We start from the raw sequence: 26,729 nt of genomic DNA, 5'->3' as shown, positions 1-26,729 counted from the left end.
TGCCCGCTGTCTTGCTGGATTACCAGGCCGCGCGCATTTTTTCGCGCACCAGCGCGGAGCTGCGGCGGTTTTCGCCCTTAAGGCGATGAAGAGCGGGATCTTTACGCGCCGAGCTGACCGCCTGCTCCAGCGATGCGCGCACCAGCTGAACATCGTCATCTTCAGGCGCATCCGGCGAGGCGATATCCAGCAGCTCTTCCAGCAGGCCCAGCGTCTGGTAGTTGCCGATGTCATAAGCCATTGGCGCAATGGTCTGTGCCAGCTGTTCCAGCGCCTCGATGCTGCGCAAGGTGATGCGCGCCGCCGCCGCTTTGCCCATTGCGTGCACCATCACGCCCGGATCGTTAAAGGCAATCAGCCGGTTCGCCTGATAGCCGTGCGCCAGAAACGCGCCGGACATCGCTTTACCGACGATCAGCCCGATCACCGGGTGTCCGGCCAGCCTCGCTTTGGCATAGGCGCCTACCGCCGCCGCCAGCGCCTGGTGGATGCCGAACGCCTCTTCGCGACGGCCATAGGCCTGGCTTGGCACGTCAATCACCGCCACAATCGCCCGCTTCTGCGCTTTATCCGCATCCGCCACGATCGCTTCATCGATGACTTTGGCCAGCGTCCAGCCTTCCAGCAGGCCGACCTCGCCTTTAGCGGCGCGCGGAAAGTGGTTTTGCTCGTCCGGCACCACCGCAATATAACGCGCGGTTTCTTCGCCCAGCGCCGCATCGGCCGCCTGCACCGAAGGGCAAAGCCCGCCCAGCCTTTCAGCCCCGTTGGTTAACAGGCTGAGCCATTTTTCACCACGACTGACGCTCATCCGCGATCCTCCCTTGCATAGACTTCGTTAACCTGCTGCGCATCGGCCTGTCGCTCGGTGTTCATTTCGCTCAGGCGCGGCAGATAGTAGCTGTACTCGTCCGAACGATGCTGTGCGGGCACGCCGCGCGCGATCGCTTCGTTCATCGCTTTTTTCACCGCATTGGCGCCGTCGGGCACCAGCACGTCGGCCAGCCCGCTGCGATAGCGCGCTTCGCCGCCGGTCATGCTCCAGATAAAAGGCCGGTCGCGGGAATCGTATTCCGCAATACCCGCCTCCTGTTCGATAACCTGCGGGCCGTTGAGGCCGAGCCTCGCTTCACGGGTGACGATCAGCGAGCTGCACAGCCCGGCGGCAATAGACATCCCGCCAAAGCAGCCGACCGTACCAGCGATGATGCCGATCACCGGCGTATAGCGACGCAGATCGACGATAGCGGCGTGGATATCCGCAATGGCCGCCAGGCCGAGGTTGGCTTCCTGAAGGCGCACGCCGCCGGTTTCCAGGCAAAGCACCGCCCGCGTCGGGATACCTTTGCGGTTATCTTCGGCAGCCAGCTCCAGCGCCGTCGCCATTTTCGCGCCGGAAACTTCGCCCATGCTGCCGCCCTGAAACGATCCTTCAATGGCGACGACCACCGCTGGCTGACCGTCGATGGTGCCTTTCATCACCACCATGCCGTCATCGGCCTGCGGCACGATGCCCTGCGCAGGCAGCCAGGGCGACATAATGCCGTCAAAAGGATCGAGCAGCTCGCGTCCGCTGCCTTCGTCCAGCAGCAGCCGTGCGCGCTGGCGGGCCTTAAGTTCGATAAAGCTGCTGTCATCACGCATCTGCGGCCTCCTCAAAAACCTGCTCAATACGAATACGCGCCACGCCAGGCGTCGCACCGAAATCGTGAATGGTCATCTCGCCCGCCGGCAGCCCGGAAAACGCGCTCAGGCGATCGAAAAGCGCCCGCCAGCGTGTTCCGCTGTTGTCGACGGAGGTGGTCAGGTTGACCGTCAGCTGCTGGCCCGCTCCGGCCACAAACAGCACTTCCATATCGCCCGAGCCCACCACGCCCGCCAGCGCTTTACCGCTGAGCTGTCGCGTGGCCGACAGGGTAAACGTGATCTGTTCCATAAAATCCTCTCAGAAAGTGGTGTCGCCCAGCCTGTCTACAAACAGCGTGGCGGCAAGTAAATCGGCGGCGCCGCCGGGCGAGGCGTTCAGCGACAGCATGTGTGCGTCCAGCCTGGCCAGCGCGCGCTGCCCGTGCGACGTTTGCGCCCCTCCGGCATCCAGCACGGCGCGCGCGCCGTTCTGCATCGCCACCAGCCCGTAAAGCCCGGCGCGGGAAAGTACGCAGGTATCGCTGAGCGAACTCATGATCGCCATCAGCGCGTTCAGCTGTGCCTGCGCTTCCGTCGCCCCGTCGTGCCTGCTGTGCCTTAGCTGCGGCAGCCCAAGTTGCATAATGTGGGGAAAGCCCTGCTGCGCCTCTTCGCGCGCGCCGGGCACCTGATAACGGCGCGTCGCGCGCAGCCCTTTGCTGAACAGTTTCGGCGCCTCGTCATCCGGTAGCTGTGCCAGACTGGCCGCCGCCTGCGCGACCTGACGCTCGCTGCCCTCACCTGCCAGCATGGCGCTGGCGCTGACCAGCAGGCCGGTTGCCCAGAGCGCGCCGCGATGGGTGTTGACGCCGCGCGTCGCCTGCATCATCTGCCGTTCGCCTTCACGCCCCAGCCTGCCTACCTGCTGCCGCAGCGCGATATCCGCCGGACGCTGCCAGCAGTGCAGCGCCAGAGCATAAAACGCGGGCGTAAGGCTGCGCGCCGAAACCTCCATCAGCGCCAGCGTCAGATCCCGATGCGCGCCGCTGCCTCTGCCATCGACCAGGCCGGGCTTGGGCGTCAGCCGGGCTTCGTCGATCAGGCAGCGCGTAGCCAGCTCCGCCAGCCGCGCGGCCTGCCGCTCAATATCGCTCAGCGAACATGAAGAAGGTTTCATTACCAGCTCCGGAACTTAGCCGGCGGCTGATAAAGCCCGTCCGACCACTCGACCAGCTCCGCCACGCTGCCCGCCGCCAGCAGCGAACGGGTGGCTTCGGTACGGCGAATGCCTAAATCTTCCGGGAAGGCGACTTTGCCCTCGCGGCGTAGATCGGCCACTCTTTTCGCGTCCACGCCCAGGCCGATATCGGTAATGCCCGCCACCGCCGCCACCATTGCGCGGCGCTCCTCCAGCGATTTGGCGCGATAGAGATAGGCGATGCCCTCTTCGGTCAACACGTGGGTGACGTCATCGCCGTAAATCATCACCGGCGCCAGCGGCATCCCTGAGGCTTTCGCCACGTCGACCGCATCCAGCTTTTCAACAAAGGTCGGCTTGCCGCCGCCCTGGAAGGTTTCCACCATCTGCACTACCAGCTTGCGGCCGCGCGCCAGCGGATCCGGCTCGTCAATCATCGCCAGCCAGGCAGGCGTGGCGTGGCGACGGCCGTGCGGATCGTGGCCCATATTCGGCGCGCCGCCGAAGCCGGAAAGGCGGCTGCGCGTCACGGTCGAGGAGTTAGCCAGGCCGTCGACCTGGAGCGTGGAGCCGATAAACATATCGACCGCGTACTGCCCCGCCAGCTGGCAAAACGCGCGGTTGGATCGCATTGAGCCGTCGGCGCCGGTAAAGAAAACGTCGGGACGCGCCGCGACATAGTTTTCCATGCCCAGCTCGCCGCCAAAGCAGTGCACGCTTTCAACCCAGCCGCTCTCTATTGCCGGGATCAGCGTGGGATGCGGGTTCAGCGTCCAGTGGCGGCAGATTTTGCCTTTCAGCCCCAGCTTTTCGCCATAGGTCGGCAGCAGCAGCTCGATGGCGGCGGTGTTAAACCCGATGCCGTGGTTCAGCGACTGCACCTGATGCTCGGCATAGATCCCCTTGATCGCCAGCATTGCCATCAGGATATGCTCCTGTTTGATCAGGCGCGGATCGCGGGTAAACAGCGGTTCGATAAAGAAGGGTTTGTCGGCGACGACGACATAATCGATCCAGGATCCCGGAATATCGACGCGCGGCAGATCGCACTCGTCATCGACCAGTTCGTTGACCTGAGCGATAACGATGCCGTCGTGAAAAGCGGCGGCCTCCACCAGCGCGGGCGTGTCTTCCGTACTCGGCCCGGTGTAGAGATTGCCCTTGCGATCGGCTTTATAACCGGCAATCAGCGCCACGTTAGGTGCGAGATCGACATAAAGCCGCGCATAGAGTTCGACATAGGTATGGATGGCGCCGATTTCCAGCTGGCCATCTTCCAGCAGCTGAGAAATACGCAGGCTTTGCGGCCCGGAGAAAGAGAAATCCAGCTTGCGCGCGATCCCCTTTTCAAACAGATCCAGATGCTCGCTGCGTCCGACGCTGGGCATGATCATATGCAGATCGTGCACGATCTCCGGATTAACTTCGGCCAGGCTACGTGACAAAAAGTCCGCCTGTTTCTGGTTGTTACCTTCCAGTACCACGCGATCGCCCGGCGCGATCAGCCTCTGTAGCAAATCGACCAGATCGTCGGTCGGCAGCACTTTGCCGTTGATACCGAGCTGCTCGATGCGGCGTTTTTTTTCACTTCGACGTGTATCCCATACGCGGTTGGACGTTTGTCCCGGCAGCATGTAAACCTCCGTAACGCAGTAGGCGGGGGATCGGCTTATGCAGACGACAGCGCCGATCCGGCGGATGAATTTGAAGGTAGCCGCCGGTGAAAGATTGCGCAAACCGATGAAAAAACAATTGGGTAACCAGCGATGACAAAATATTTTTTTTCACAGCTTACCGCTGGCCCTGCCGGGCGTGGCCCTGTTTTAGCGGCAGAACCTGTAGCGCCGGGCCAGTGCTGTGCTGTGGATGCGGCCCGCTTCGGCAAAGAGACGCGTACGCCAGTACCCGTCTAAAAAAGAGACATTATTAAAAAAATATTTGGCAAAGCGCGCCTGACGGGGCAGACGCGCTGAGAAGAAGGGAATGGATCAGTTCTGTAAAGGATGCCAGATTTCAGTCACCGCACCTTCACCGCCGGTGAGGGGATCGTGCTGCGGTACAGGTACGCGCTTAATAGCCAGTAGCGAGGCTTCCACATCTTCCAGATCGCTGCGTCGCGTCACCGGCTCCATGCCCTGTGGATAGGCGCCGACGGCAAAAAAATCTTCGCTGGCCGCCAGCTGCTGATGGCCAACGCCTGCCGGGATCAGGATCGCATCGCCCGCGTGAACAGTGACCGCCCTGCCCGTTTCGCCGCCGAAAAGGATTTGCGCCCAGCCTGCGCCGATACCCAGCAGCTCATGGGTGTTGGGATGATAGTGGGTATAGGAATAAATCGGATAGCGCCAGCGCGGCGTCCAGCGATGGCTGGCGAACGTTTCTTCAAACCAGGCCGCCACATCTTCCACCTCACCTGGCACCGCGCGCGGATAGATAATCAGCGGCAGCGGATTGTTCGGCACGCCGCTGGCTGGCTGAAAGGTCATATATTGCGGATTGTTCGACATACCCGCAGAAAAGGTGCCGGCTGCAAAAGACATCATCGCAAGCAGGTTACCAGCATGGGTTAGCATAAGATGCCTCCTGTAATTTCGGTGTTAATTAATTGTGGCACCTGGCGGCAAAGATGCAATCATTACGATCGATTTTTGATCACATAACTTCTTAATTTTTCTCCACTTAACTCAAATTATTCGCCTGCCTGCCTCGGAGGCAAAATGTAAGGCCATTTTGCATTCCGAAAATAGCCCACGCGCCTGCCAAAAAAAACGATTTAGTAAAAACAGGCTGGTTTTAAAAAGAAGAAAATAAAATTAAACGGCGGCTTAATCACTTAATAAACATAAGGGATTGATCAACGGAAAAATGGGAAAACCGCGCTAATGCCCCTGGCTAACCAGGAGGGTGGTTCATGGTTGCTCGCTATCTGATTCATCACGGGCTGGTTGATCCGGATTCAGCATCGCTGCTGCATTGTGAAACGGCCGAGCAGCGAAAGCTGGGCAATATCGGTTAAAGCGGCCGATGACTCTGGCATACTGTCCTGCTGCCGGAAACGCACGCGCCGGTGACGGCCACTGCTGCTGTGCGCTCCCGCAAAGAGAAGCGGAAACCCACCGCAGAAGCCACCGATTGCCCGCCTCTGGCGCTCGCCGTGCCTGATGCAGAACATAATGCTGCTTACCCTGATTGCCTGGCTCGGTTTATAGCTGCCCGAAGCGGGCGCCTGTTCACGGCCGCCCGCCGCCTGTTATGAAAAAGCTTCCCTACGCGCAGCCCGATGGCTGGCGGCAAAAAGCGCGCTCAAGCTTTCTTTATCCAGTTCAGGCGAAACCGCCGTCAGCAGCAGGAGCAGGCTAAGGGCACGCCGGCAAAGGTCGGCAAAATTATTCTCCCAGTCGGTAACGAGATGACCGGGAAAAAAGTTATGGCAGAGTTCATAAAACAGAAAATTGCCGAGGATTTTTCGCCGCGCGCTGCTCGCTTTTTGCAGGCCGCGCCACGTCTGCCGTAGCGTCTCTTCACCCTTTTTCCGCATCGCTTTCAGCTTGTGCAGCCTGGCGTCGCTATCCACCAGTAACCATATCGGCAGCGCCTCCAGACGTTGCCCGGCGACCGGCGGAAAGCCGTGTTCATCCTGCTGCAGGCAAAAATCCTGCACCAGCCGCTGGCGGCCGGCGGGCTGTAACCACGTCTCCAGCAGCGCGGCCCGCCGCTCCGGGTCAAGCGGGCCAGACTGGCGAATAAAACCGTACAGCGCATAGAGCAACAGCACAGGCTCAGTCCGGAAAGCGGCAAACAGCCGCAGGCAGTGCTGATTCATCTGTAAACGCTCTGCGGAGAGTTCGGGTAAATGTTCGGCCAGGTCTTCGCTGACGCTCAGAGTACAGGACGCCGTCAGGCTCAGGATTTCCGCCGCCGCCCGGTTGCAGCTGATATCCGCGCTGTGGCGCACGTGGTTATTCCAGCGAAACTGCAGCAGCGGCGACGCGCCGTCGCAGCCAGAGCAGCCGCAAAGATGAATGTTTTGCCGCAGGCGCAGAACGTAATCGGGCGTCCAGACGCTGGCCGTCACGCCTTCCGTTAATAATGATCGTGCGCTATCCGTACCATTTTCTTTTCTGCTATGGATGCTGGCAAAATTATTTTTCATCGTTGTCACGCCGCCCCGGCTTGGATTGAGCAAAATAATTAACAAAAAAACAATATTTCCCTATTTTCATCCTGGCAACCCTTACCTGATTTAACTTGTTATCTGTTTATTTGAAGGCAGCTTAATATTTAAAAACAGAATTAACCTGGTGCTTCATCCGTTATTAAGAGAGTACAAACATATAACAAGCCAGCGGCCATAACAAATCGGCACGTCACGCATTTTAATTGCGGAAACCTGTAATTAAATTAAACAAAAGCGTATTAGCACCTGGCGCGGACAGATTTCTGTCGTCCGCCTTTTTCAAGGCGCTACTCGCTTTTTTCATTATATTTCTTGCGCTTTCAGGCAATTTATTTCCCCTGGTGATAATAGATCCCGTTATCGATTAACTTATTTATGCCGAAAAAAAAGAGGTATATAAATTGAAAGAGGCTGTTGTTCCGACTGCGGCGGCGATCCCGTCAGCATTTCACCCCGCGCGCTCCGCCTGCGGCAGTCGGCGGCCGTTCTGACGCGTTCTGGTAACAAGAACGTTAATTTTGTTATATGGGCAACTGTTATAGCTTTATTCGCATTAACTGTGTCTGCCCTTCTTGCGCCAGGTGTGGTCTACTGATGCCTGTACCAAGAGGAGGTTCAGAGTGGAAGACGTTAAACAGATCCTGCTGCGCGAAATCGACACCCTTAATCGTGAAGAACAGCGCGATAACCGACCGCGTTTCAGCTTCAATTTTCTGAAAAGTCATCCCGGCTTATGGGCGTCGATGTATGTCTGCTACGCCCTGACCGTGGCGCTGATTTTTACCACGGAGTTTCTGGGCTGGCCTGCGTTCTGGGGCGCCACTTTTTTCGTGCTGCTGATGAGCGGCCTGATGCTGCTGGATGTCAATCCGCGCTACCGCTTTGAGGATATCGATACGCTCGATCTGCGCGTGTGCTATAACGGCGAATGGTATTATGTGCGTACCCTGTCCGACAAGGCGATCCAGGATATCCTTGCCAGCAGTCAGGTGCCGGACAACGTTAAGCAAGGCATTCAAAAGCTGCTACAGCTGAAAGGCGAAGTCGATTTTTACGACGTTTATCATCTGACCTGGGGCCAAAAACGCGCCTCTGCCGTCTGATATGTCAGGGCCAGCGCTGGCCCTGAAGCATTTCCGCAATCAACCTGCCCAGCGTCGCTACCGCCGCCTCCCGCGAGTCATTCCATTCCCAGGCCGTATTAAAACGAAAATAGTTGGCATACTGCTCGCTGGTAGAAAACATTTTACCGGGCGCGATACTGATTTTCTCGCGCAGCGCCCGATAGTACAGCTCGGTGGTGTTAACCGCTTCCGGCAGCTCGATCCATAAAAAGTAGCCGCCCTGGGAGTCGTTGATTTTGGCGCTGGCGGGCAGATGCCGCCGCAGCGACTGCCGCGCCAGGCTTTTGCGCTGCTCCAGCCGCTGGCGCAGCCGGCGTAAATGCACGTCGTAGCTGCGGCTGCCCAGGTAGTCGACCAGCGCCAGCTGCATCGGCGCGCTGGTTGAGATAGTGCTCATTAATTGCAGTCGCTGGATGCGCTGCGCGTGTCTGCCCGCCGCCACCCAGCCCACGCGAAACCCCGCCACCAGATTTTTAGAAAAAGAAGAGCAGTGCAGCACGCTGTCCTGTTTCTCAAACGCCTTTGCCGGCAGCGGTTTTTCGCTGCCGAACCAGAGTTCGCTATACACATCGTCCTCGATCAGCGTCACCTGATGCGCCTCCAGCAGCGCCACCAGCTCCTGCTTTTTCTCGCGGCTTAGCGTGCAGCCTAGCGGGTTCTGCTGATTCGACATCATCCAGCACGCTTTAACCGGCAGCTTCGCCAGCGTGGCGGCCAGCTCCGTCAGATCGATGCCGTGCTGCGGATGCGAGGCGATAGCGACAGCCTTAAGCTGAAGCCGCTCGATAGCCTGTAGCGCGCCGTAAAAACAGGGGTTTTCCACCACCACCCAGTCGCCGGGCGCGGTGACCGCCTGAAGGCTCAGGTTCAACGCCTCCATCGCGCCGTTGGTGATCACGATCTCTTCTGGCGAAACCTGTATGCCCTGTAACGCATAGCGCTTGGATAGCGTTTTGCGCAGCGCCTCGTTGCCCGGCGGCAGGTTGTTTAAGGCGTCCGCCGGTTTTAACGAGTGCGAAACGGCGGAAAGCGAGCGCATCAGCTGGCGCTGCGGAAAGAGTTCAGGATCGGGAAAAGCGGAGCCGAAAGGCATGATGTCCGGGTCGCGACACGCCTGCAGCACCTCAAAAATAAAGTCGTTGATATCGACCGATTCCGTGAGCTGCACCTTCTGGTGGCTGGCGGGCTGGCTGAGAAATTCCGCCCGTGGCGCTACGTAGTAGCCGGACTGCGGCCGGGAGACGATCCAGCCCTGGCTCTCCAGCACCTGATAGGCGTGCATAACGGTCATCAGGCTCATCCCGCTCTGCGCCACCTGCTCGCGCAGCGAGGGGAGTTTTTCGCCCGGCAGCCAGATCTCACTGGCGATCTGCTGCTGGATTTGGTCGATTAACTGCAGATATTTTGCCAAAACTGTTACAGGCCCGTGCTCAGGAATGAGCAACTATTATAGTTAGCCGGGCCGCGATTAAACAGCTTTTGACACCGGGATCTTCTCCTCCGCCGCTTTTTTCTGTTCCGGCGTGCGGTTGGACTCGTGGTTGCCCGCATACAGCTTCAGGTGCGGCACCTGCTCAGGGGGAACCGGTTTGCCCAGCAAATAGCCCTGTAGCGAGTTGCAGCCCAGGCCGGTGAGAAAGGCCTGCTGCTCTTCCGTCTCTACGCCTTCCGCCACCACTTTCAGATTCAGCGTCTGCGCCAGCGCCACGATAGCGGTAACGATAGTGGCGTCTTCGCTCTGCGTATGCAGCTCGTTAACGAAGGCGCGATCGATTTTCAGCTCGCTGGCGGGCAGACGTTTCAGATAAAGCAGGCTGGAATAGCCGGTACCGAAATCGTCAATCGAGGCTTTCACGCCCAGTTCGGTCAGCTCGGTTAAAATACGCACGCTTTCGTCGGGATCGCGCATGGCGGTAGTCTCGGTCACTTCCAGCGTCAGCAGCTCTGGCGAAATCTGATGTTTCTTCAGCGCGGCGACCACCGTTTCCACCAGTCCGGCCTGCTCAAACTGGAGCGACGACAGGTTGACCGCTATCGACCATTGCGTATTGCCCATTCGATGCCAGACGCTCAGCTGGCGACAGGCTTCGTTAATCACCCAGTTGCCGATGCTGACGATCAGCCCGGTTTTTTCCGCCAGCGGCAGAAAAATGTCGGGCGACAGCAGCCCGCGCTGCGGATGCTGCCAGCGGATTAGCGCTTCAAACCCGACGATAGGGCCCTGCGGCGCGCAGAATTTCGGCTGGTAGAACAGGCGCAGCTCGTCGTGCTCCTGCGCCAGCCAGAGATCGTTGATCAGCTGTAGCTGGTTTTGCGCGATGGTGTTCATCGACGGCTGGAAGAAGTTATAGCCGTTACGGCCGTTGTTTTTGGTGTGGTACATAGCGGCATCGGCGTTGAACATCAGTTCCCGCTCGTCGTTGCCGTCGCCCGGATAGACCGCAATACCGATGCTCAGCGACACCACCAGCTCGTAACGCGAAATCAAAAACGGCTCGTCGATAGCCTTGACCAGCATATCGGCCACGGCGGCGGCATCGTTCGGCTCGCTGATTTCCACCAGCAGCACAAACTCGTCGCCGCCCAGCCGCGCCAGCGTATGGTGCCCGATCAGTAAATTTTTCATCCGCTCGGTGACCGCGACCAGCAGGTTATCGCCAACGTGGTGACCAAACGCGTCGTTAACGGCCTTAAAACCGTCCAGATCCATAAACATCAGCGCGAAAGCGGTCTCTTCCCGCACGGCCTTGCTCAGCGCCTGATCGAGGCGATCTTCCAGCAGAATACGGTTAGGCAGGCGGGTTAAGTTGTCGTGCAGCGCCAGCTGGGCCAGCTCGCGGTTGGCTTCCGCCAGCGAAGAAGCCAGTACCGACGTTCTGGCCTGCAGGCGCGCGTCGAGCGTGGAAACCACCAGCGTAATACCCAAAATAGAGAGCGTCACCACCACGACCAGCATCGCCAGCCAACTGCTGTTCACGCCCATCTGCGTGGCGTGGCTGCCCATCGGGAAGCTGGCCGCCGCCATGCCGCTGTAGTGCATCCCGGCGATGGCGGCGCCCATAATCAGCGCCGCGCCGGCGCGCAGCAGCGCTAAATGCCCTTCGCCCTGACGTAGCTTAAACGCCAGCCACAGCGCGGCCGTTGAGGCGCCCAGCGCGATCGCTATCGACACCGCAATCCAGCGCCAGTCCCAGACGATACCCGGTTCAAACATCAGCGCGGCCATGCCGATATAGTGCATCGCTACCACGCCGGTGGCCATCGCCAGCGCGCCGACCATCAGACGGGCAAAGACCAGTTCACCGTAGCAGACAATCCACAGCGCAAAAATCGAGGCGACTACGGCTACAAACATGGAAATCAGCGTGAGCAGCGGATCGTAGCTCATCACCATCGCCAGGTTCATCGCCAGCATGCCGATAAAATGCATAGACCAGATGCCGATGCCCATCGCAAAGCCACCGCCAACCAGCCAGACGCGGGCCGCTTTCCCCGTAGAGGTTGCCACCCTGCCCGCCATATCCAGCGCGGTATAGGATGCCAGGAAGGCAACAAAGATGGAGACGATAACCAGTAGCTGGTCGTAAGAGCTCATAAGCATATGCAAATCTCTGAAGCAAAAGCCAGATTACTGGCACCGGGTAAGGGAATAATAAAGCTGATAAATCGATTTCAACAATTACGGTATCGGCTAAAGAGTAGTCAACTTTACCCCTGGTGGCATAAAGCGGCCATGCCCGGCTGCGGACTCGGGCTTAACCCATCTATCTCCTTATAATTAAACGGGTTTATTATCTGTTTTTTTTGCTTAACGACCTTAGCATCCGCTCTTTTTTTTGCCCAGCAAAACCCAGGGCCAGCGCTGATTATTTTTTGTCAGGCGTCTTTTTTCATGCTACAGCAAGCAGGTCTGCTTTTGTTTCAACTCATTAACAAAATTTTGCGTTTCGCTTAGCTCAGCGTTCAAGGCTGTTCTATAGTTTTAAACATAACAGAAATTGGTCAATCTGGCTTTTATCGTGGATAGCGACCAACACAGGTCTTTCCGGCTCTGCGTTTTACCTGCATCGCGGCCATTTTTTACGCTTTTACACCGGGCGAAAAAGCACTTCCATTGGTCTGATCGGTAAGGAATGATTATGAAAATGAAGCTTTTTTTGCTGGGCTGCGGCTTGGGTCTCGGCGTGGCCTCTTCCGGCTTTGCCGCCACCACGACGGGAACTATCAACGCCACGCTGGTCCTGACCACGGGTTGCCTGGTCAATGGCCAGACCGCCACCACCGGTGTTAACTTCGGTACCTTAGACTTTGGTAGCAGCGCCGCGACCTTTGATACCCTGAACGCCACCTTAGTTGGCGCGCTGGGCAACGGCATCTTTGTGCGCTGCACCACTGGTCAAACCTATAACGTGCAGCTCACCAGCAGCAACGCCGCGCCCGCTACCGTGTTTGGCGAAGTAACCGCGCAGCCTCGCTATCTGGTGCTGGGCAGCAACGCCACGCAGGGCATTGCCTATACGCTCTATAACTCCACTTCCTATACCACGCCCATCGCTAACAACACTAACCTGACCAGCACGGGCACCACGGATCCGACCAATGGCGACAACTACCCGATTTACGGTCGTATTACCGGCGGCGGTTTTAACGCAGCGATCCCGGCAGGTACCTATACCGATACGATTAACGTTGCCGTGAACTACTGATTGACGGCGGCAGGGAGCACGTCGTGTCGGGGCAGGAAAGAACATCGGCGGGCTGGCTTAGCCCGCTTTGTGTCGTGGTTTGCTGTATCAGCTTTCCGGCCGGAGCGCTGCCGACGCAGACTTTTCAGGTGACGGCGTCGGTAGTGAACGGCTGCGTGATTTCCGGCACCAATACCGGCGTGTTCGGCACGCTGAACTTCGGCACCCGCCCCGGCGTCGGTTCGGCTTCTGCCAGCGCCAGCTTTGTTCAAAGCTCCACGATTACGCTGGCCTGTACGCCGGGCACTGCGCTAAGCATGAGCATTAACGGCGGCAGTAATTATTCCAGCACGCGTAATCTTAAAATTGCTAATAACACCGATTTAGTGGCCTATGCGCTTTACACCAGCGCCACCGCCAGTGCGGCAAGTGCGATCCCGGTCAATCAGAACGTGGCGCTGACCTACAGTAACGCCAATAACATCACGCTGCCGATATACGGTCGGCTGCAGATGAGCGGCGTTCGGCGGGCCGGGACTTACAGCGACACGCTGACGGTGACGCTGAGTTGGTAAACAGGGAGAAAGTATTTCATGAAGACGCTACGTATTTTCACACTGCTGGCCGGACTGACGGTTAGCTCACTGCTGCCCGCGTGGGCAGGAAATTCGGTGCTGATCTGGCCCATCGATCCGAAAATCCACAGCGGCGATAAAGCCACCGAGCTGTGGCTGGAGAATCGCGGCGCAGCGACCACGCTGATGCAGGTCAGGGTTTTCACCTGGCAGCAGCAGGACGGACACGAACAGTATCAGACGCAGCAAACGGTGGTCGCCAGCCCGCCGCTGGTAAGGATAGAGCCGGGCCAGAAGCAGCTGGTCAGGCTGATTAACCAGACCCCGCCGCCCAAAGGCGAGGAGCGGGCTTACCGGGTGCTGCTGGATGAGATCCCCACGCCGCAGCAGCCTGGCGAAAATCAGGCGGGCCTTAATTTCCAGATGCGCTATTCCGTGCCGCTGTTTACCTATGGCGAAGGCCTTTCAGCCGACACGGCCCGCCCCGACCTTAGCTGGCGCCTCGTTAATCAGAACGGTAAGTCAGCGCTGCTTATTACCAATAACGGCAGCGGCCACGCGCGGCTAAGCAACGTTTCGCTGGGCGGCCGGACGCTGTCAAACAGCCTGTTCGGCTACGTGCTGGCGCGATCGAGCAATACGTTTCCGCTTAATTTCCCGGCGTCTGACCGCTCGCAGCTCAGCGCGGAACTGGATAATAACCAGACCTGGCGCAGCGGCAGCTCTGCGCGCTAGCCGATGAACGGGCGCCGCTGCTCCCTGGCCCTCTGCCTGTTAAGCTACCTGCTCTCTTCAGCCGGTCGCGCGGAAACCTATTCCACTTTGCCGCCGCCGCCGTCGCCAAACGCGCCGGGCGCCAGCCAGCAATATATGCTGGGGCTGGTGATCAACGAGCAGGACAACGGCCAGGTCGTGCCGGTGGAGTTCCGTGATAACCATTATTATCTGCGCGCGGGCGATTTGCAGCGGGCCGGCATCCCTTCAGCGCTGATCACCTCGTCGATGATGGATGTTTCCGCCATGCCGCAGGTAAAAGCCGACTACGACCAGGCCCGCCAGCGCCTCTTGCTGACGGTGCCGCCCGGCTGGCTGCCGCGCCAGAAACTGAATAACGAGGAGCGGAACGGCCCGCGCTTTCCTGGCAGAACCTCTACCGGCGCGCTGTTTAACTACGATCTCTACACCAGCCGTACCTCTGCCAGCGGCAGCCGCCTTTCCGCCTTTAACGAGTTTCGCCTGTTTGGCACGCTGGGGCAGTTTTCCAGCAACGGCGTCTGGCAGCAGCAGCTTTCCGGCCAGACGGCAGGCTCGCAGAACGAGGGCTATCTGCGCTATGACACTTACTGGAGCAATCAGGATGAAACCCGTTCGCTGAGCTGGCGCGTGGGCGATCTGATCACCGATTCACTGGCGTGGAGCAGCAGCGTGCGGCTGGGCGGTATTCAGATCGCGCGCGACTTCTCCGTGCGCCCGGATCTGGTGACCTATCCGCTGCCCTCTTTCTCCGGCCAGGCGGCGGTACCTTCCACGGTCGATCTCTTCGTCAACGGCTATAAGAACAGCAGCAATGACGTACAGCCCGGCCCCTGGTCGATGACCAATATGCCGTTTGTTAACGGCGCGGGCGAAGCGGTAGTGGTAACGACCGACGCCGCAGGCCGACGCGTCTCCACCACCATGCCCTTTTACGTCTCCAGCAGCCTGCTGAAGCCCGGCCTCTCTGACTTCTCTTTTTCCGCCGGGGCGCTGCGCAATAATTACGGCATCAAAAGCTTTGACTATGGCTCCGCCGCCGCCAGCGGCTCCTGGCGCTACGGCCTGACCGACTGGCTGACGCTGGAAAGCCATGCCGAAGGTGCGGACGCGCTGGCGCTGGGCGGCGCGGGCGGCCAGGTCAGGCTGGGGTCGCTCGGCGTGGTCAATGCGGCGCTGGCGCAAAGCCAGATGAGCGGCGAACATGGCAATCAATACAGCTGGGGCTATCAGTACAGCAACAGCCGCTTTAACATCGGCACGCAGCATATTATCCGCTCGGCGGGCTTCAGCAACCTGGCGCTGTACGGCGATCGCAACAGCGGCCTGGCGGGCACGGAATACACCCTTAGCCGCCGCAGCGCCCAGTACAGCGCCAGCGTCTCGCTCGATCGCTTCGGCAGCCTTGGCGCGGCCTTTATCGACATCGTCAGCGGCAGCGGCGACCGCACCCAGCTGTGGAACCTTTCCTGGAGCAAAAATATTTGGGGCAACAGCAGCCTTTACGTTTCCGCCAGCCGCGACCAGCGACAGGGCGACTGGACGGGCACCATTTCGCTGGTGATCCCGTTCAGCGAGCGCGGCAACGCCAGCCTGAGTCTGGATCGCGACCAGCAGGGCACCACTTCGCAGCGCGTAACGGTTTCGCGCTCCATGCCCACCGACGGCGGGCTGGCTTACGACGCCTCCTGGGCCAACCAGAGCAGCGGCGGCGACTATAAGCAGGCCAGCCTGAGCTGGCGCAACCAGAAGATTGAGACTTCAGCGGGCTTCTACGGCGATGGCGATTACACCACCGAATGGGCCGACGTGAGCGGCTCGCTGGTGCTGATGGACGGCAGCTACTTCGCTGCCAATGAGGTTAACGATGCCTTTGTGGTGGTGAAAACCGACTATCCCAATATCAACGTGCGCTACGAAAACCAGCTGATGGGCAAAACGGACGCCGGCGGTCATCTGCTGGTGCCGGGCATCAGCTCCTATTATCCGGCCAAATATGATATCGACACGCTGGATCTGCCGGCCGATATGACCACCTCCAGCGTCGAGCAGCGTTTTGCCGTCAAGCGCAACAGCGGCTATCTGCTGCATTTCCCGATTGAACCGCTGCGCGCGGCCAGCGTGATCCTGCACGACCAGAACGGCGAACCGCTGCCCGTTTCCACCCAAATTATTCGCGCGGGCGCCGCGACGACCTATGTCGGCTGGGACGGTATCGTCTGGATGGAAAACCTGGCTGCCGTTAACCCTTTCCGCGCGGAAACGCCGGACGGACGCCATTGCGAAGCGAAGCTCGACGTGCCGGGCGGTCGCCCGACGTCGCTACAAACTTACGGGCCGCTGACCTGCGCCCTTTCCGCTGCCTCAGGAACCTCACCATGACTTTGCCAATAAGATCGATCTTTCACCTGGCGCTGTTTTCGCTGCTGATGCTCTGCTCGCTATCCGGCTGGGCGGCCTGCACGCTGCCGACCTCTACGGCTACCTTTGGCAGCGTCAGCTCTTTTACGGTAAACACCACGGTGAGCAACACCACCGCCACCGTTAACGTCAACTGCGGTTCGGGCAGCGTGCTGTCGCTGCTGTCCAGCGATTACATCCGGTTTCAGCTGGCCAGCGCCACCTACACCAGCAGCACGCGCGGCGCGCTGAAAACCTCCAGCGCCGGGACGGATCTTATTCCGCTGCGCGTATGCAGCGACACGGCCTGCGCCACCGAGATGCTGATCGGCGGCACTACGGTCAACTTCAGCCAGGCGCAGCTGCTTAATTTGCTGGGAACAGGCGGCGGACAGAACTTCGCTATCCCGCTTTATCTGAGGACGCTGACCGGCCAGGTGGTGGCCGCCGGTACCTACACGGTGACGCTGAATATTCTGGTCAGCTATAACATCTGTACCGGCATTGGCGCGCTGGGCGCCTGTTTGTTGGGCAGTCAGCAGACCGGTTCCGGCACGGTGCCCATCACCACCACGCTGGTGGTCACCAACGACTGCACCACTATTACCGCGCCTAACGTCAGCTTTGGCAGCGCGCCGCTGGTCGGCAGTTTTAACGCGGTTTCGCAGTCCATTAATGTGATCTGCACTAAAGGCAGCACCTACACGGTTGGCCTGAGCAACGGCGGCTATGCGGTCGGCGCGCAGCGCTATATGGCCAGCGGCAACAACCGGCTCGCCTATGAAATTTATAAAAATGCCACGACCTCGCGCTGGGGGCCGACAGGTACGGAGCGCGTCGCCAGCTCGGCGGCCAACAGCATTACCACCGACGGCCTGACCCGCACTTTTAATTATACGGCGCGCATACTGACTTCGCAGACCACGCCGCCTGCGGGCAACTACAGCGACAGCGTGGTGGTGGATCTCTCTTTTTAGGGCACGGTTTGCCCCCGGATAGTGCATTGTTAATTATTTGTTACCAATACGTATACATCCGGCGCCTTAACGGTGATGCCTGTCACATTAATGTCCGCGCGGGCGCGATAAAAGATAAGAAAAACTGAAAGGACAGGCTATGACATCTTTTTCTTCTTCGGCGAAAAAGCCGCAGGGCAGCGCCCGCACCATCTTCAATGTGACCAGCGGCAACTTCCTGGAAATGTACGACTTTATGGTGTTTGGTTACTACGCCACGGCGATTGCCAAAACCTTTTTTCCGGGTGACGATCCTTTCGCCTCACTAATGTTAACGCTGATGACGTTCGGCGCAGGTTTCCTGATGAGGCCACTGGGCGCGATTATCCTCGGCTCTTATATTGACCATCACGGACGGCGTAAAGGGCTGCTGCTGACGCTGGGCCTGATGGCGATCGGCACCTTAACCATTGCTATCGTGCCGGGCTACAACACGCTGGGCGCGGCGGCGCCAATCCTGATCCTGCTGGGCCGTCTGTTGCAGGGCTTCTCGGCGGGCGTGGAGCTGGGCGGCGTTTCGGTCTATCTCAGCGAGATCGCGCCGAAAAACCGCAAGGGCTTTTTTGTCAGCTGGCAGTCCGGCAGCCAGCAGGTCGCCGTGATTTTCGCCGCGCTGCTGGGCCTGGGGCTGAACCATCTGCTGGCGAAAGATCAGGTGACCGACTGGGGCTGGCGTATTCCCTTTTTCATCGGCTGCCTGATTGTGCCTTTCCTGTTCTGGGTCAGGAGAATGCTGGAAGAGACCGAAGCCTTCAGCCAGCGTAAGGTGCACCCTTCCATGCGTCAGATCGTGCGCGGCGTCGCCAGCAACTGGGCGCTGGTGCTGGCAGGGATGCTGATGGTGGTCACCACCACCGTGATGTTTTATATGATCACCGCGTTTACCCCGACCTTTGGGAAAACGGTGCTGATGATGAGCGATAAGCAGAGCTTTTTGGTGACGCTGTGCGTTGGCCTGTCAAACCTGATCTGGCTGCCGATTATGGGCGCCGTCTCCGATCGCTACGGCCGTCGTCCGCTGCTGATCCTGTTTACCGTACTGATGATCGCCACCGCCTGGCCGGTGCTGCACTGGCTGGTCGGCTCGCCAACCTTCTCTCATCTGCTGGAGGCCGAGCTGTGGCTGTCGTTTCTCTACGCCAGCTATAACGGCGCGATGGTGGTCTATCTGGCGGAAGTGATGCCCGCAGAGGTGCGCGCGACCGGCTTTTCGCTGGCCTACAGCCTGGCGACGGCGCTGTTCGGCGGTTTTACGCCAGCGATGTCCAGCTATCTGATCCACGCCACCGGCGACAAGGCGATGCCCGGCGTCTGGCTGACCTTCGCTGCCGTTTGCGGCCTGCTCGGCACGCTGCTGATCAAACGCCTGGTACAGCAGTATCAAACCCGCCAGACCAGCGAGCCTGTGGCGCAAATGTAGCGCCGCAGGCGCGGCCGTGGCGCAAGGCTGCGGCCGCCTGCCTCAAATTTTAAGCAAAAAAAATCCGCAACGATCGTTACGGATTTTTTATTTTCTGATGCCGATTATTTCGCGACGGTTTCCATGCCCATCAGGCCAATCTTCAGATAGCCCGCCTGACGCAGCTTGTCCATCACGCCCATCAGCGTTTCGTAATCCACCGATTTATCCGCCTGGAAGAAGATAGTGGCGTCTTTATTGCCCTGCGTCTGGCTTTCCAGCGCCGACAGCAGCGTTTCCTGCGTCACCGCCTCATTGCCGATAAACAGCTGTTTATCCGCTTTGATTGAGAGCCAGACCGGTTTTTCCGGGCGCGGCTGAGGCTTGCTGGTAGAGGCTGGCAGATTGACGCGAACGTCAACGGTAGCCAGCGGCGCAGCGACCATAAAGATAATCAGCAGCACCAGCATCACGTCGATAAACGGCGTAACGTTGATTTCATGCATTTCGCCGTTGCTATCGAGATCTTCATTTAATCGCATGGCCATGACGCTTACCCTACCCGCAGCTTCTGCGTTGGATGCTGCGGCGCGCTGGCGGCCAGATCCAGATCGCGGCTTTGCAGCAGCATAATCTGCGCGGCGACGTCGCCCAGCGAGGCTTTATAGCTGGCGATCGTACGGGCAAAGACGTTATAGATCACTACGGCCGGAATCGCAGCGAACAGGCCGACAGCCGTGGCCAGCAGCGCTTCTGCGATGCCGGGCGCAACTACCGCCAGGTTCGTGGTCTGCGTCTGGGCGATACCGATAAAGCTGTTCATGATGCCCCAAACGGTGCCGAACAGGCCGACAAACGGCGCGATAGCACCGATAGTAGCCAGAAAACCATTGCCGCGACCGGCGTGGCGGCTGAAGAAGGCGACGCGGCGCTCCAGACGGAACGAGGTACGCTCTTTAATGCCGTCGTTGTCGGCGGACTGCTGCGACAGCTCCAGTTCGTTTTCGGCTTCTTTCAACAGCTGCGTGGTCAGGCTGTTAGCGTTAAACGTGGCGCTGATATCGCTCGCTTCCTGCAGGGAACGAACGCCCGCCAGCGCCTGCTGCTCGCGCTTCAGGCGGCGTTTCGCCGAGCTGAGCTCCGCGCTCTTGCTGAAGAAGATAGCCCAGGTAACGACCGAAGCCAGCAGCAGACCGATCATTACCACTTTTACCACGATGTCCGCATGGTGATACATGCCCCAGACGGAGAGGTCCGTCTGCATCAAATCATTCGTCACGCTGTCTCTCCAACGTCAGTTACCGATAGCGAAAATACAGGTCGGATCATACCAAATCGAACCCGAATTGATAGTAGTTATCATTACTATTTACCCTTAACGCAATACTTTTTACACTTTTCCCGCCATCTCCTTTTTATCGCCAGGGTTTTTCCTGAAACTTTGTCACGTAGCGGGATGACGAATTTCGCCCCGCCGCCAGCCGTGTTAACGTTAAGCGAGATCCTTAAACCGAGCAGACCGATGACCAGTAAACATATTGAAACGGCGTTAATCAGCGCCGGCCGCCGCAAACGCTATACCCAGGGTTCCGTTAACAGCGTTATTCAGCGCGCCTCCTCGCTGGTTTTCGACAGCGTGGCCGAGAAGAAACGCGCCACGGCCGGGCGAGCGGAAGGCGAACTGTTTTATGGTCGTCGCGGCACCCTGACCCATTTCTCGCTGCAGGAAGCCATGACCGAGCTGGAGGGCGGCGCGGGCTGCGTGCTTTATCCCTGCGGTGCGGCGGCGGTCGCCAATGCCATTCTCGCTTTTGTTTCCGCCGGGGATAACGTGCTGATGGCCGGTTCCGTCTATGAACCGACCCAGGATTTCTGTAGCAAAATCCTCAGTAAAATGAACGTGACCACCACCTGGTTCAGCCATACCGCCGGCGCGGAAATCGGCGACCTGGTGAAGCCGGAAACGCGGGTCGTTTTTCTGGAATCGCCGGCTTCCATTACGATGGAAGTGCAGGACATTCCAGCCATCGTGGCGGCCGTGCGGGCCAAAGCGCCGGAAGCGGTCATTATGATCGATAACACCTGGGCGGCGGGCATTCTGTTCCGCGCGCTGGATTTTGGTATCGATATTTCCATTCAGGCCGGGACTAAATATCTGATTGGTCATTCCGACGCGATGATCGGCACCGCCGTCGCCAACGAACGCTGCTGGGCGCAGCTGCGTGAAAACTCTTACCTGATGGGGCAAATGGTGGACGCGGACACCGCCTATATGGCCAGCCGTGGCCTGCGCACGCTGGCGGTACGTCTGCGCCAGCACGAAGAAAGCGGGCTGCGGGTCGCGCGCTGGCTGGCGGAGCGCCCGGAAGTGGCCGTGGTTAACCATCCGGCGCTGCCGCAGTGCAAGGGCCACGAGTTCTGGCGGCGGGATTTTACCGGCAGCAGCGGCCTGTTCTCCTTTGTACTGAAGGCGCGGCTGAGCGATCGGCAGCTGGCGGATTTTCTCGACCACTTTGAACATTTCAGCATGGCCTACTCCTGGGGCGGTTTTGAATCGCTTATTCTGGCAAACCAGCCCGACGAGCTGGCCACCATCCGTCCGGCTGGCGGCGTTGACTTCAGCGGCACGCTGATCCGGCTGCATATAGGGCTGGAAAACGTTGACGATTTGCTGGCGGATTTGGCCGCCGGTTTCGCGCGCGTCGCGGGATCGTCAAAAAATTAAACAAAAAGGCAACAGCTCTGGCCTGTACCACGTTGTGACAGGCCATTTACGAGTACACTAGTGCTATTGATGCGGTAAACAGGATAAAAAATGGCGGTACTCCATGAGATTGTGCAGGCGCTTTGGCATCAGGATTTTGCTGCCCTCGCCAATCCCGATGTAATCTGGATCGTTTACGGAATTATGTTTCTCACGCTGCTGCTGGAAAATGGTTTGCTGCCCGCCGCCTTTCTGCCCGGCGACAGTTTACTGCTGCTGGCTGGCGCGATGATCGCCAAGGGCGTGATGGGCTTTATTCCTACCGTTGCCATCCTGACGCTGGCGGCCAGCCTGGGCTGCTGGCTGAGCTACCTGCAGGGCCGCTGGCTGGGCAATACCCGCCTGGTCAAAGGCTGGCTGATGCACCTGCCTGCGCAGTATCACCAGCGCGCCTGGAGCCTGTTTCACCGGCACGGGCTGATGGCGCTGCTGATTGGCCGCTTTCTGGCCTTCGTGCGGACGCTGCTGCCGACCATGGCGGGCATTTCCGGCCTGACGCAGACGCGCTTCCAGTTTTTTAACTGGCTCAGCGGCCTGCTGTGGGTCGGCATCCTGGTCTCGCTGGGTTATGCGATAAGCCAGGTGCCCTTTATCAAGCGCCATGAGGATCAGGTGATGTCCATTCTGATGATCCTGCCGCTGGCGCTGCTTTGCATCGGCCTGATTGGCAGCCTCGCGCTGTTCTTTAAGCGGAAAAAAGTCGCTTAGCGCACCCCGCCTTCCGAGGGTCGCCCGGCGGCCCTCTTATTCCATCTGACGCATTCTGCCGATCTCTTCCCCCGGCGTGACGCCAAAATAGCGCTTAAACTCGCGGGAAAACTGCGAGGCACTTTCATAGCCGACCCGCATCGCCGCCGCGCTGGCCTTCAGGCCTTCATGCAGCATCAGCATTCGCGCCTGATGCAGTCGATAGCTTTTCAGATACTGCAACGGCGAGGTGCTGGTGACGGCTTTAAAGTTGTGATGAAAGGCGGAGACGCTCATATTCACCTCAGCCGCCAGCCGCTCCACGCTCAGGTTGTCGGTATAGTGATGCTCGATGCGCCGCAGCGCCCGCGCTATCTGGCTGAACTGCGTGTGCCGACTGACCAGCGCCATAAGCGCGCCGCCGCACGGCCCCAGCAGCACGTGATAGAGAATTTCCCGCACGATTTGCGGGCCAAGCACGCGCGCGTCGCGCGGATCCGCCATCGCATCCAGCAGACGTTCCGCCGCACAAAGCATCGGCTCGGTCAGCGGCGACGAGTGAATGCCGCGCGTCTGCGGCTGCGGCTGAAAGCTGTCGTCATCGCCGATATCAATCAGCAGATCCTGAAGCTTAACCGGATCGACATTCAGCAACATGCCCGCCAGCGGCGCTTCCGGCGTGGCGAACGTCTCGCACTCTACCGCCAGCGGCACGGTCAGCATCAGGTATTCCGTGGCGTCGTAATGGAAAACGTGGTTGCCCAGATAGCCGGTTTTTCTGCCCTGAAACAGGATCACGATACCGGAGGAATAGAGCACCGGCGTGCGCCCGCTGGGCTGGCTGGCGTGGAAAAGCCGGATATCGGGCAGCAGCGTCTGCACATCCGGTTTTGCGTCGATCAGTTGCACGACCTGGCGGGCAAGCCGGGCGCACAGCATAGTGCGATCCATGATGTTCACCTGAAAAAAAGCAGAGCTGGCATAATGCCGAAGCCTGGCGTAATCGTCCAGCCTCCTGGAGAAACAGGCAAGAAGAAAGCAGAAACGGGCAGGATATATACCGGGACTGGCCGCTACGCTGGCTATCGGCTCAATAATCCGAATTGCGCAAAGGGTTAATAATTTCAACTAAACTAAGACCAGCAGTCTTAACCAGACTTAGCGTTACTTGCCGGCGCAGAGGCGTCGGCCCCCCTGGCTGCAAAGGAGAGAACAATGGCAGAGCAACCCGTAATCAAGCTTCACGATGGCAATATGATGCCCCAGCTCGGCCTGGGCGTCTGGCAGGCAAGCATTGACGAAGCGCGTCAGGCTGCGCTGAAAGCGCTCGATGTGGGCTATCGCTCGATCGATACCGCCGCCATCTATAAAAACGAAGAGGGCATCGGTCAGGCGCTACAGGAAACGTCGGTCGCGCGCGACGATATCTTCGTGACCACCAAGCTGTGGAATGACGATCAGCTGAACGCGCCGCAGGCGCTGGAAACCAGCCTGAAGAAATTGCAGCTGGAAAGCGTCGATCTCTATCTGATGCACTGGCCTTGCCCGGCGAAGGACAACTACGTTGACGCCTGGAAAGCGATGATCGAGCTGCAAAAACAGGGGCTGACTAAAAGCATCGGCGTCTGTAACTTCCAGGAAGCGCACCTGAAACGGCTGATAGATGAAACGGGCGTGCGTCCGGTGATCAACCAGATCGAGCTGCACCCTATGCTGCAACAGCGCACGCTGCACGCCTGGAACGCCATGCATCAGATCCAGACCGAATCCTGGAGCCCGCTGGCGCAGGGTGGTAAAGGCGTGTTCGATCAGGCCGTGATCAAAACGCTGGCGAAAAAATATGGCAAGACGCCTGCGCAGATTGTTATTCGCTGGCATCTGGACAGCGGCCTGGTGGTGATCCCGAAATCGGTCACGCCTTCCCGCATTGAAGAAAACTTTAAAGTGTTCGATTTCCGCCTGGAAAAACCGGAAATCAGTGAAATCGCCTCGCTGGATGCCGGCAACCGTCTTGGCCCCAACCCTGACGAGCTGAACTAAGCGCCCGGCCGCCCGTTGACAGAAAACAGACGGGCGGCCGCCTTTTTGACGCGCGACCTGCCTTTATCATGCATTAAGAAACAAGAACTGTTTACGTAATGCCCTGTTAATTTAAACCTCAGATAAACCACCTTCATTATTGTTTCTGAATAATGTTAATATAATTATTAAGCACCGGCAGCGGCAAAGACTTTACCCTCCTCTGAAAAGCGAACAAATACAGCAAGGTAAATTTAATTTGCTAATAAATGTTTGCGCCAAATTTAAAAAATAATGCATTGGTCATATTTATAATAGGTTTAGCTAATCAAACCGGTATTTCTTATTATTAATAACCGAATTATATTGCGCACAAAATCAGTATACTGAAACCGAAAATATTTCTGATTAATTTACTGAAGAAATTTAATGAAAAAGATTATTTCGGCTGCCCTGCTGTTACTGATGACGGGTTCCGCTTTTGCCGCACAGATCGTGCCGCGTAACGAACTGGATAATTACGTTAAAAAAGAACGCGTATCCATTTCTAACGTGATGGGTGGAAAATCAAAAGCGCTTGAGGCACTGCGCACGGAAGTGGATAAAAAAGGCGGCGAATATATGTATATTACCTCGCTGGATCGTCCTGGCAATTCCAGCCACTGGCGCGGTACGGCTATCGTACTGGAAAAGAAATAATCGTTCCTCAGCCCTCCCTGCCTTAATTCGCCCCGCTTTCTTTGGTTCCCGTCGGGCGCGCCGACTGACTTGATCCTTGCAAAACCTCGCTGGCTGGCCGCTCTGGTCAACCAGCGCTTTACGCTACGGCGCCGGCTGTACCTGCAGCTGGCCCGCCGTTCCGCGATCGGCCATTTCCAGCGTCTGGCTATAGTAGACAAACGGGAAGTGGTCGGAAGAGGACTGCGTAAAGGAGACAAACAGCTCCACGCTGCCGTCAACCCAGACGGTATCCTTCCAGCCGCGATCTTCCGCCATCGGCTGTGCGCCGTTGACGTTCTTAATCAAAAACATCACGCCCTGAATATGAAACGCCTGCGGCAGGTCGGCATGAATAATCCAGCGTTCAAAGCTGCCCTGCTGCGCCTGGACGTCGATGCGGCCCAAATCCCACAGCGCGCCGTTGATGCCCGGCTCCGAGTCGCCCAGACGGAATTCGCGCGTACGGCTGACGCCGCCTTCGATGACCTGATCGGCCAGCAGACGCATCGGCAGCGTGTCGGTCACCAGCGGCAGCAGGCCGGTCGGACGCAGCGTCAGCACCAGCGTAGAGGTCAGAATACTCGACGGCTCGAACAGCCCGCGCAGCCTGTCGACAATGCCTGCCGCCTGACCCGCCGTGATCGACACCTCGTCGCCCTGGCTCATATCCACCAGGATTTCCCGGCGCTCGCCCGGCGCCAGAGAAAGCTGCTGCACCGCCACGGGCGCGGGCAAAAATCCCTGATCGCTGGCGATAACGTTAAAAGGCCGCTTGTCGCTCATGGCTAGCTGGTAGCGACGCGAGTTTGAAGCGTTGAGCAACCGCAGGCGTACCCAGCCGCGAGAGACTTCCACATAGGGATTCTGCGTGCCGTTCACCAGCAGGGTATCGCCCACAAAACCGCCGTTGGCTGGCGGGCTGTAGTCTGGCGAACCGAAGTTATCGATACGCTTGTCCTGAATAATCAGCGGAAAATCATCCACGCCGTAGTGGTTCGGCAGCGGCAGCGTTTTGCTGACCTCGTCTTCTACCAGCCACATACCCGCCAGGCCGTTATAGACGTGCTCCGCCATATGACCAGGCGTGTTGGCGTGATACCAGCAGGTCGCGGCGGCCTGACGCACCGGGATCACCGGCGCCCAGTCGACGCCAGGCGACATCATGCGCGCCGCGCCGCCGGCGAGCGCGCCCGGCACCTGAAGCCCGCCAACGGTCATCGCCACCGCTTCGTTCAGCCGGTTGCTGTAGATAAGCTTGACGTCATCGCCGCTCCAGACCCTGACCGTCGGCCCCAGGTAGAGCCCGTTAAAGCCCCACACCTGCGCCTTGCTGCCGCTGGTAAACGACCAGTGGCTGCGTTGCAGCGTCAAAAAGATAGGCTGTCCACGGCGGGATTCGATAAGCGGCGGCACCGGCAAAGGATTACCCGGCCCTGCGGCGTGTACGCGTGCAGGCAGCGCACTGGCGCACAGCGCTATGCCCGATGCCTGAATAAACTGACGTCGACTGAAGGACATAAAAACTCCGTAACCCAAAATGCGGCCCGGCGGGCCGCTATCCATTTTTTATGATTGTTTGCCGTGTG

24 protein-coding genes are annotated in these 26,729 nt (G+C 58.6%); 11 read left to right on the top strand and 13 right to left on the bottom strand.

From position 1 onward, the window contains the following. Window positions 1–19: 19 nt before the first annotated feature. From mdcE to ACA373_RS13090, 7 genes are all read right to left on the bottom strand, one after another. Complete coding sequence (gene mdcE / locus ACA373_RS13120) at window positions 20–811, bottom strand: biotin-independent malonate decarboxylase subunit gamma (RefSeq protein WP_370734622.1); 792 nt, start codon at window positions 809–811, stop codon at window positions 20–22. Then, window positions 808–1,644, bottom strand: coding sequence for a biotin-independent malonate decarboxylase subunit beta (locus tag ACA373_RS13115; protein WP_253458311.1), 837 nt, complete (start codon window positions 1,642–1,644; stop codon window positions 808–810). The genes mdcE and ACA373_RS13115 overlap by 4 nt, the downstream gene beginning before the upstream one ends. Continuing rightward, a complete protein-coding gene (mdcC, locus tag ACA373_RS13110) occupies window positions 1,637–1,936 on the bottom strand; it encodes a malonate decarboxylase acyl carrier protein (protein WP_253458307.1) in 300 nt (99 codons plus the stop codon). The genes ACA373_RS13115 and mdcC overlap by 8 nt, the downstream gene beginning before the upstream one ends. A gap of 9 nt (window positions 1,937–1,945) precedes the next feature. Next, complete coding sequence (locus ACA373_RS13105) at window positions 1,946–2,803, bottom strand: triphosphoribosyl-dephospho-CoA synthase (RefSeq protein WP_370734621.1); 858 nt, start codon at window positions 2,801–2,803, stop codon at window positions 1,946–1,948. Continuing rightward, window positions 2,803–4,458, bottom strand: a complete 1,656-nt coding sequence (mdcA, locus tag ACA373_RS13100; protein ID WP_253458301.1) for a malonate decarboxylase subunit alpha — start codon at window positions 4,456–4,458, stop codon at window positions 2,803–2,805. Before mdcA ends, ACA373_RS13105 begins: the two co-directional genes overlap by 1 nt. A gap of 354 nt (window positions 4,459–4,812) precedes the next feature. Then, window positions 4,813–5,397 (bottom strand): cupin domain-containing protein, encoded by a 585-nt coding sequence (locus ACA373_RS13095; RefSeq protein ID WP_301250624.1) that lies wholly within the window; start codon window positions 5,395–5,397, stop codon window positions 4,813–4,815. Between the two features lie 677 nt (window positions 5,398–6,074). Beyond that, a complete protein-coding gene (locus ACA373_RS13090; RefSeq protein ID WP_301730009.1) occupies window positions 6,075–6,977 on the bottom strand; it encodes a hypothetical protein in 903 nt (300 codons plus the stop codon). A gap of 644 nt (window positions 6,978–7,621) precedes the next feature. Here ACA373_RS13090 and ACA373_RS13085 point away from each other — a divergent pair. Beyond that, complete coding sequence (locus tag ACA373_RS13085) at window positions 7,622–8,104, top strand: YlaC family protein (RefSeq protein WP_125287235.1); 483 nt, start codon at window positions 7,622–7,624, stop codon at window positions 8,102–8,104. 4 nt (window positions 8,105–8,108) lie between these two features. Here the strand turns inward: ACA373_RS13085 and ACA373_RS13080 are convergent, their stop codons facing one another. Both ACA373_RS13080 and ACA373_RS13075 read right to left on the bottom strand, forming a co-directional pair. Continuing rightward, window positions 8,109–9,536, bottom strand: coding sequence for a PLP-dependent aminotransferase family protein (locus ACA373_RS13080; protein ID WP_253458292.1), 1,428 nt, complete (start codon window positions 9,534–9,536; stop codon window positions 8,109–8,111). A 57-nt stretch (window positions 9,537–9,593) separates the two neighbouring features. Then, window positions 9,594–11,726: a putative bifunctional diguanylate cyclase/phosphodiesterase gene (locus ACA373_RS13075; RefSeq protein WP_370734620.1), complete on the bottom strand. Its 2,133-nt coding sequence runs from the start codon at window positions 11,724–11,726 to the stop codon at window positions 9,594–9,596. A gap of 538 nt (window positions 11,727–12,264) precedes the next feature. Here ACA373_RS13075 and ACA373_RS13070 point away from each other — a divergent pair. The 6 genes from ACA373_RS13070 (at window position 12,265) to ACA373_RS13045 (ending at window position 18,974) form a co-directional block, all read left to right on the top strand. Continuing rightward, window positions 12,265–12,831 carry a spore coat protein U domain-containing protein gene (locus ACA373_RS13070; protein ID WP_125287232.1) on the top strand — a complete coding sequence of 189 codons (567 nt, stop codon included), beginning with the start codon at window positions 12,265–12,267 and terminating at the stop codon, window positions 12,829–12,831. A gap of 74 nt (window positions 12,832–12,905) precedes the next feature. Next, window positions 12,906–13,385, top strand: a complete 480-nt coding sequence (locus ACA373_RS13065; RefSeq protein WP_253461218.1) for a spore coat U domain-containing protein — start codon at window positions 12,906–12,908, stop codon at window positions 13,383–13,385. A gap of 18 nt (window positions 13,386–13,403) precedes the next feature. After that, window positions 13,404–14,120, top strand: coding sequence for a molecular chaperone (locus ACA373_RS13060; RefSeq protein ID WP_253458288.1), 717 nt, complete (start codon window positions 13,404–13,406; stop codon window positions 14,118–14,120). A gap of 3 nt (window positions 14,121–14,123) precedes the next feature. Then, entirely contained in the window at window positions 14,124–16,520 is a 2,397-nt protein-coding gene (locus ACA373_RS13055) for a fimbria/pilus outer membrane usher protein (protein ID WP_253458286.1), read from the top strand. Beyond that, a complete protein-coding gene (locus ACA373_RS13050) occupies window positions 16,517–17,515 on the top strand; it encodes a spore coat U domain-containing protein (RefSeq protein ID WP_370734619.1) in 999 nt (332 codons plus the stop codon). The genes ACA373_RS13055 and ACA373_RS13050 overlap by 4 nt, the downstream gene beginning before the upstream one ends. A 139-nt stretch (window positions 17,516–17,654) precedes the next feature. Further along, a complete protein-coding gene (locus ACA373_RS13045) occupies window positions 17,655–18,974 on the top strand; it encodes an MFS transporter (RefSeq protein WP_253458282.1) in 1,320 nt (439 codons plus the stop codon). 104 nt (window positions 18,975–19,078) lie between these two features. On the opposite strand, the gene exbD is transcribed toward ACA373_RS13045, so the two are convergent. Beyond that, window positions 19,079–19,501 (bottom strand): TonB system transport protein ExbD, encoded by a 423-nt coding sequence (gene exbD, locus ACA373_RS13040; RefSeq protein WP_253458280.1) that lies wholly within the window; start codon window positions 19,499–19,501, stop codon window positions 19,079–19,081. 5 nt (window positions 19,502–19,506) lie between these two features. Next, window positions 19,507–20,232: a tol-pal system-associated acyl-CoA thioesterase gene (gene exbB / locus ACA373_RS13035; protein WP_253458276.1), complete on the bottom strand. Its 726-nt coding sequence runs from the start codon at window positions 20,230–20,232 to the stop codon at window positions 19,507–19,509. 243 nt (window positions 20,233–20,475) lie between these two features. Here exbB and metC point away from each other — a divergent pair, with 243 nt between their 5' ends. Together metC and ACA373_RS13025 are read left to right on the top strand one after the other, a co-directional pair. After that, a complete protein-coding gene (gene metC, locus ACA373_RS13030) occupies window positions 20,476–21,678 on the top strand; it encodes a cystathionine beta-lyase (protein ID WP_370734618.1) in 1,203 nt (400 codons plus the stop codon). 90 nt (window positions 21,679–21,768) lie between these two features. Beyond that, entirely contained in the window at window positions 21,769–22,425 is a 657-nt protein-coding gene (locus tag ACA373_RS13025; RefSeq protein ID WP_253458269.1) for a DedA family protein, read from the top strand. A 36-nt stretch (window positions 22,426–22,461) separates the two neighbouring features. Here the strand turns inward: ACA373_RS13025 and ACA373_RS13020 are convergent, their stop codons facing one another. Then, on the bottom strand, window positions 22,462–23,355 hold the full coding sequence (locus ACA373_RS13020; protein WP_125287222.1) for an AraC family transcriptional regulator: 894 nt from the start codon (window positions 23,353–23,355) through the stop codon (window positions 22,462–22,464). Between the two features lie 264 nt (window positions 23,356–23,619). Between ACA373_RS13020 and dkgA the strand changes: the two genes are divergently transcribed. Further along, window positions 23,620–24,444, top strand: a complete 825-nt coding sequence (gene dkgA, locus ACA373_RS13015; RefSeq protein ID WP_125287221.1) for a 2,5-didehydrogluconate reductase DkgA — start codon at window positions 23,620–23,622, stop codon at window positions 24,442–24,444. A 408-nt stretch (window positions 24,445–24,852) separates the two neighbouring features. Continuing rightward, window positions 24,853–25,122, top strand: a complete 270-nt coding sequence (locus tag ACA373_RS13010; RefSeq protein ID WP_253458266.1) for a YdgH/BhsA/McbA-like domain containing protein — start codon at window positions 24,853–24,855, stop codon at window positions 25,120–25,122. 123 nt (window positions 25,123–25,245) lie between these two features. Here ACA373_RS13010 and ftsP read toward each other — a convergent pair whose 3' ends face one another. Beyond that, entirely contained in the window at window positions 25,246–26,661 is a 1,416-nt protein-coding gene (gene ftsP, locus ACA373_RS13005) for a cell division protein FtsP (protein ID WP_253458262.1), read from the bottom strand. Between the last annotated feature and the right edge of the window lie 68 nt (window positions 26,662–26,729).

It is taken from the genome of Erwinia sp. STN24, from assembly GCF_041320675.1.
In the GTDB taxonomy this organism is placed as follows: Bacteria; Pseudomonadota; Gammaproteobacteria; order Enterobacterales; family Enterobacteriaceae; genus Erwinia; species Erwinia aeris.
Note: the sequence above shows the minus strand (reverse complement) of the source record. Positions and strands in the feature narration are given on the sequence as shown.

Bases quoted from the DNA above. Each gene is read 5' to 3' on its own strand.
- mdcE (WP_370734622.1), bottom strand. From the start codon at position 811: ATGAGCGTCAGTCGTGGTGAAAAATGGCTCAGCCTGTTAACCAACGGG.
- ACA373_RS13105 (WP_370734621.1), bottom strand. From the start codon at position 2,803: ATGAAACCTTCTTCATGTTCGCTGAGCGATATTGAGCGGCAGGCCGCG.
- ACA373_RS13045 (WP_253458282.1), top strand. From the start codon at position 17,655: ATGACATCTTTTTCTTCTTCGGCGAAAAAGCCGCAGGGCAGCGCCCGC.
- ACA373_RS13010 (WP_253458266.1), top strand. From the start codon at position 24,853: ATGAAAAAGATTATTTCGGCTGCCCTGCTGTTACTGATGACGGGTTCC.
- ACA373_RS13070 (WP_125287232.1), top strand. From the start codon at position 12,265: ATGAAAATGAAGCTTTTTTTGCTGGGCTGCGGCTTGGGTCTCGGCGTG.
- ACA373_RS13060 (WP_253458288.1), top strand. From the start codon at position 13,404: ATGAAGACGCTACGTATTTTCACACTGCTGGCCGGACTGACGGTTAGC.
- ACA373_RS13090 (WP_301730009.1), bottom strand. From the start codon at position 6,977: ATGAAAAATAATTTTGCCAGCATCCATAGCAGAAAAGAAAATGGTACG.
- ACA373_RS13050 (WP_370734619.1), top strand. From the start codon at position 16,517: ATGACTTTGCCAATAAGATCGATCTTTCACCTGGCGCTGTTTTCGCTG.
- ACA373_RS13075 (WP_370734620.1), bottom strand. From the start codon at position 11,726: ATGCTTATGAGCTCTTACGACCAGCTACTGGTTATCGTCTCCATCTTT.
- mdcA (WP_253458301.1), bottom strand. From the start codon at position 4,458: ATGCTGCCGGGACAAACGTCCAACCGCGTATGGGATACACGTCGAAGT.
- dkgA (WP_125287221.1), top strand. From the start codon at position 23,620: ATGGCAGAGCAACCCGTAATCAAGCTTCACGATGGCAATATGATGCCC.
- ACA373_RS13055 (WP_253458286.1), top strand. From the start codon at position 14,124: ATGAACGGGCGCCGCTGCTCCCTGGCCCTCTGCCTGTTAAGCTACCTG.
- ACA373_RS13020 (WP_125287222.1), bottom strand. From the start codon at position 23,355: ATGGATCGCACTATGCTGTGCGCCCGGCTTGCCCGCCAGGTCGTGCAA.
- ACA373_RS13025 (WP_253458269.1), top strand. From the start codon at position 21,769: ATGGCGGTACTCCATGAGATTGTGCAGGCGCTTTGGCATCAGGATTTT.
- ACA373_RS13115 (WP_253458311.1), bottom strand. From the start codon at position 1,644: ATGCGTGATGACAGCAGCTTTATCGAACTTAAGGCCCGCCAGCGCGCA.
- metC (WP_370734618.1), top strand. From the start codon at position 20,476: ATGACCAGTAAACATATTGAAACGGCGTTAATCAGCGCCGGCCGCCGC.
- ACA373_RS13095 (WP_301250624.1), bottom strand. From the start codon at position 5,397: ATGCTAACCCATGCTGGTAACCTGCTTGCGATGATGTCTTTTGCAGCC.
- ftsP (WP_253458262.1), bottom strand. From the start codon at position 26,661: ATGTCCTTCAGTCGACGTCAGTTTATTCAGGCATCGGGCATAGCGCTG.
- exbD (WP_253458280.1), bottom strand. From the start codon at position 19,501: ATGGCCATGCGATTAAATGAAGATCTCGATAGCAACGGCGAAATGCAT.
- mdcC (WP_253458307.1), bottom strand. From the start codon at position 1,936: ATGGAACAGATCACGTTTACCCTGTCGGCCACGCGACAGCTCAGCGGT.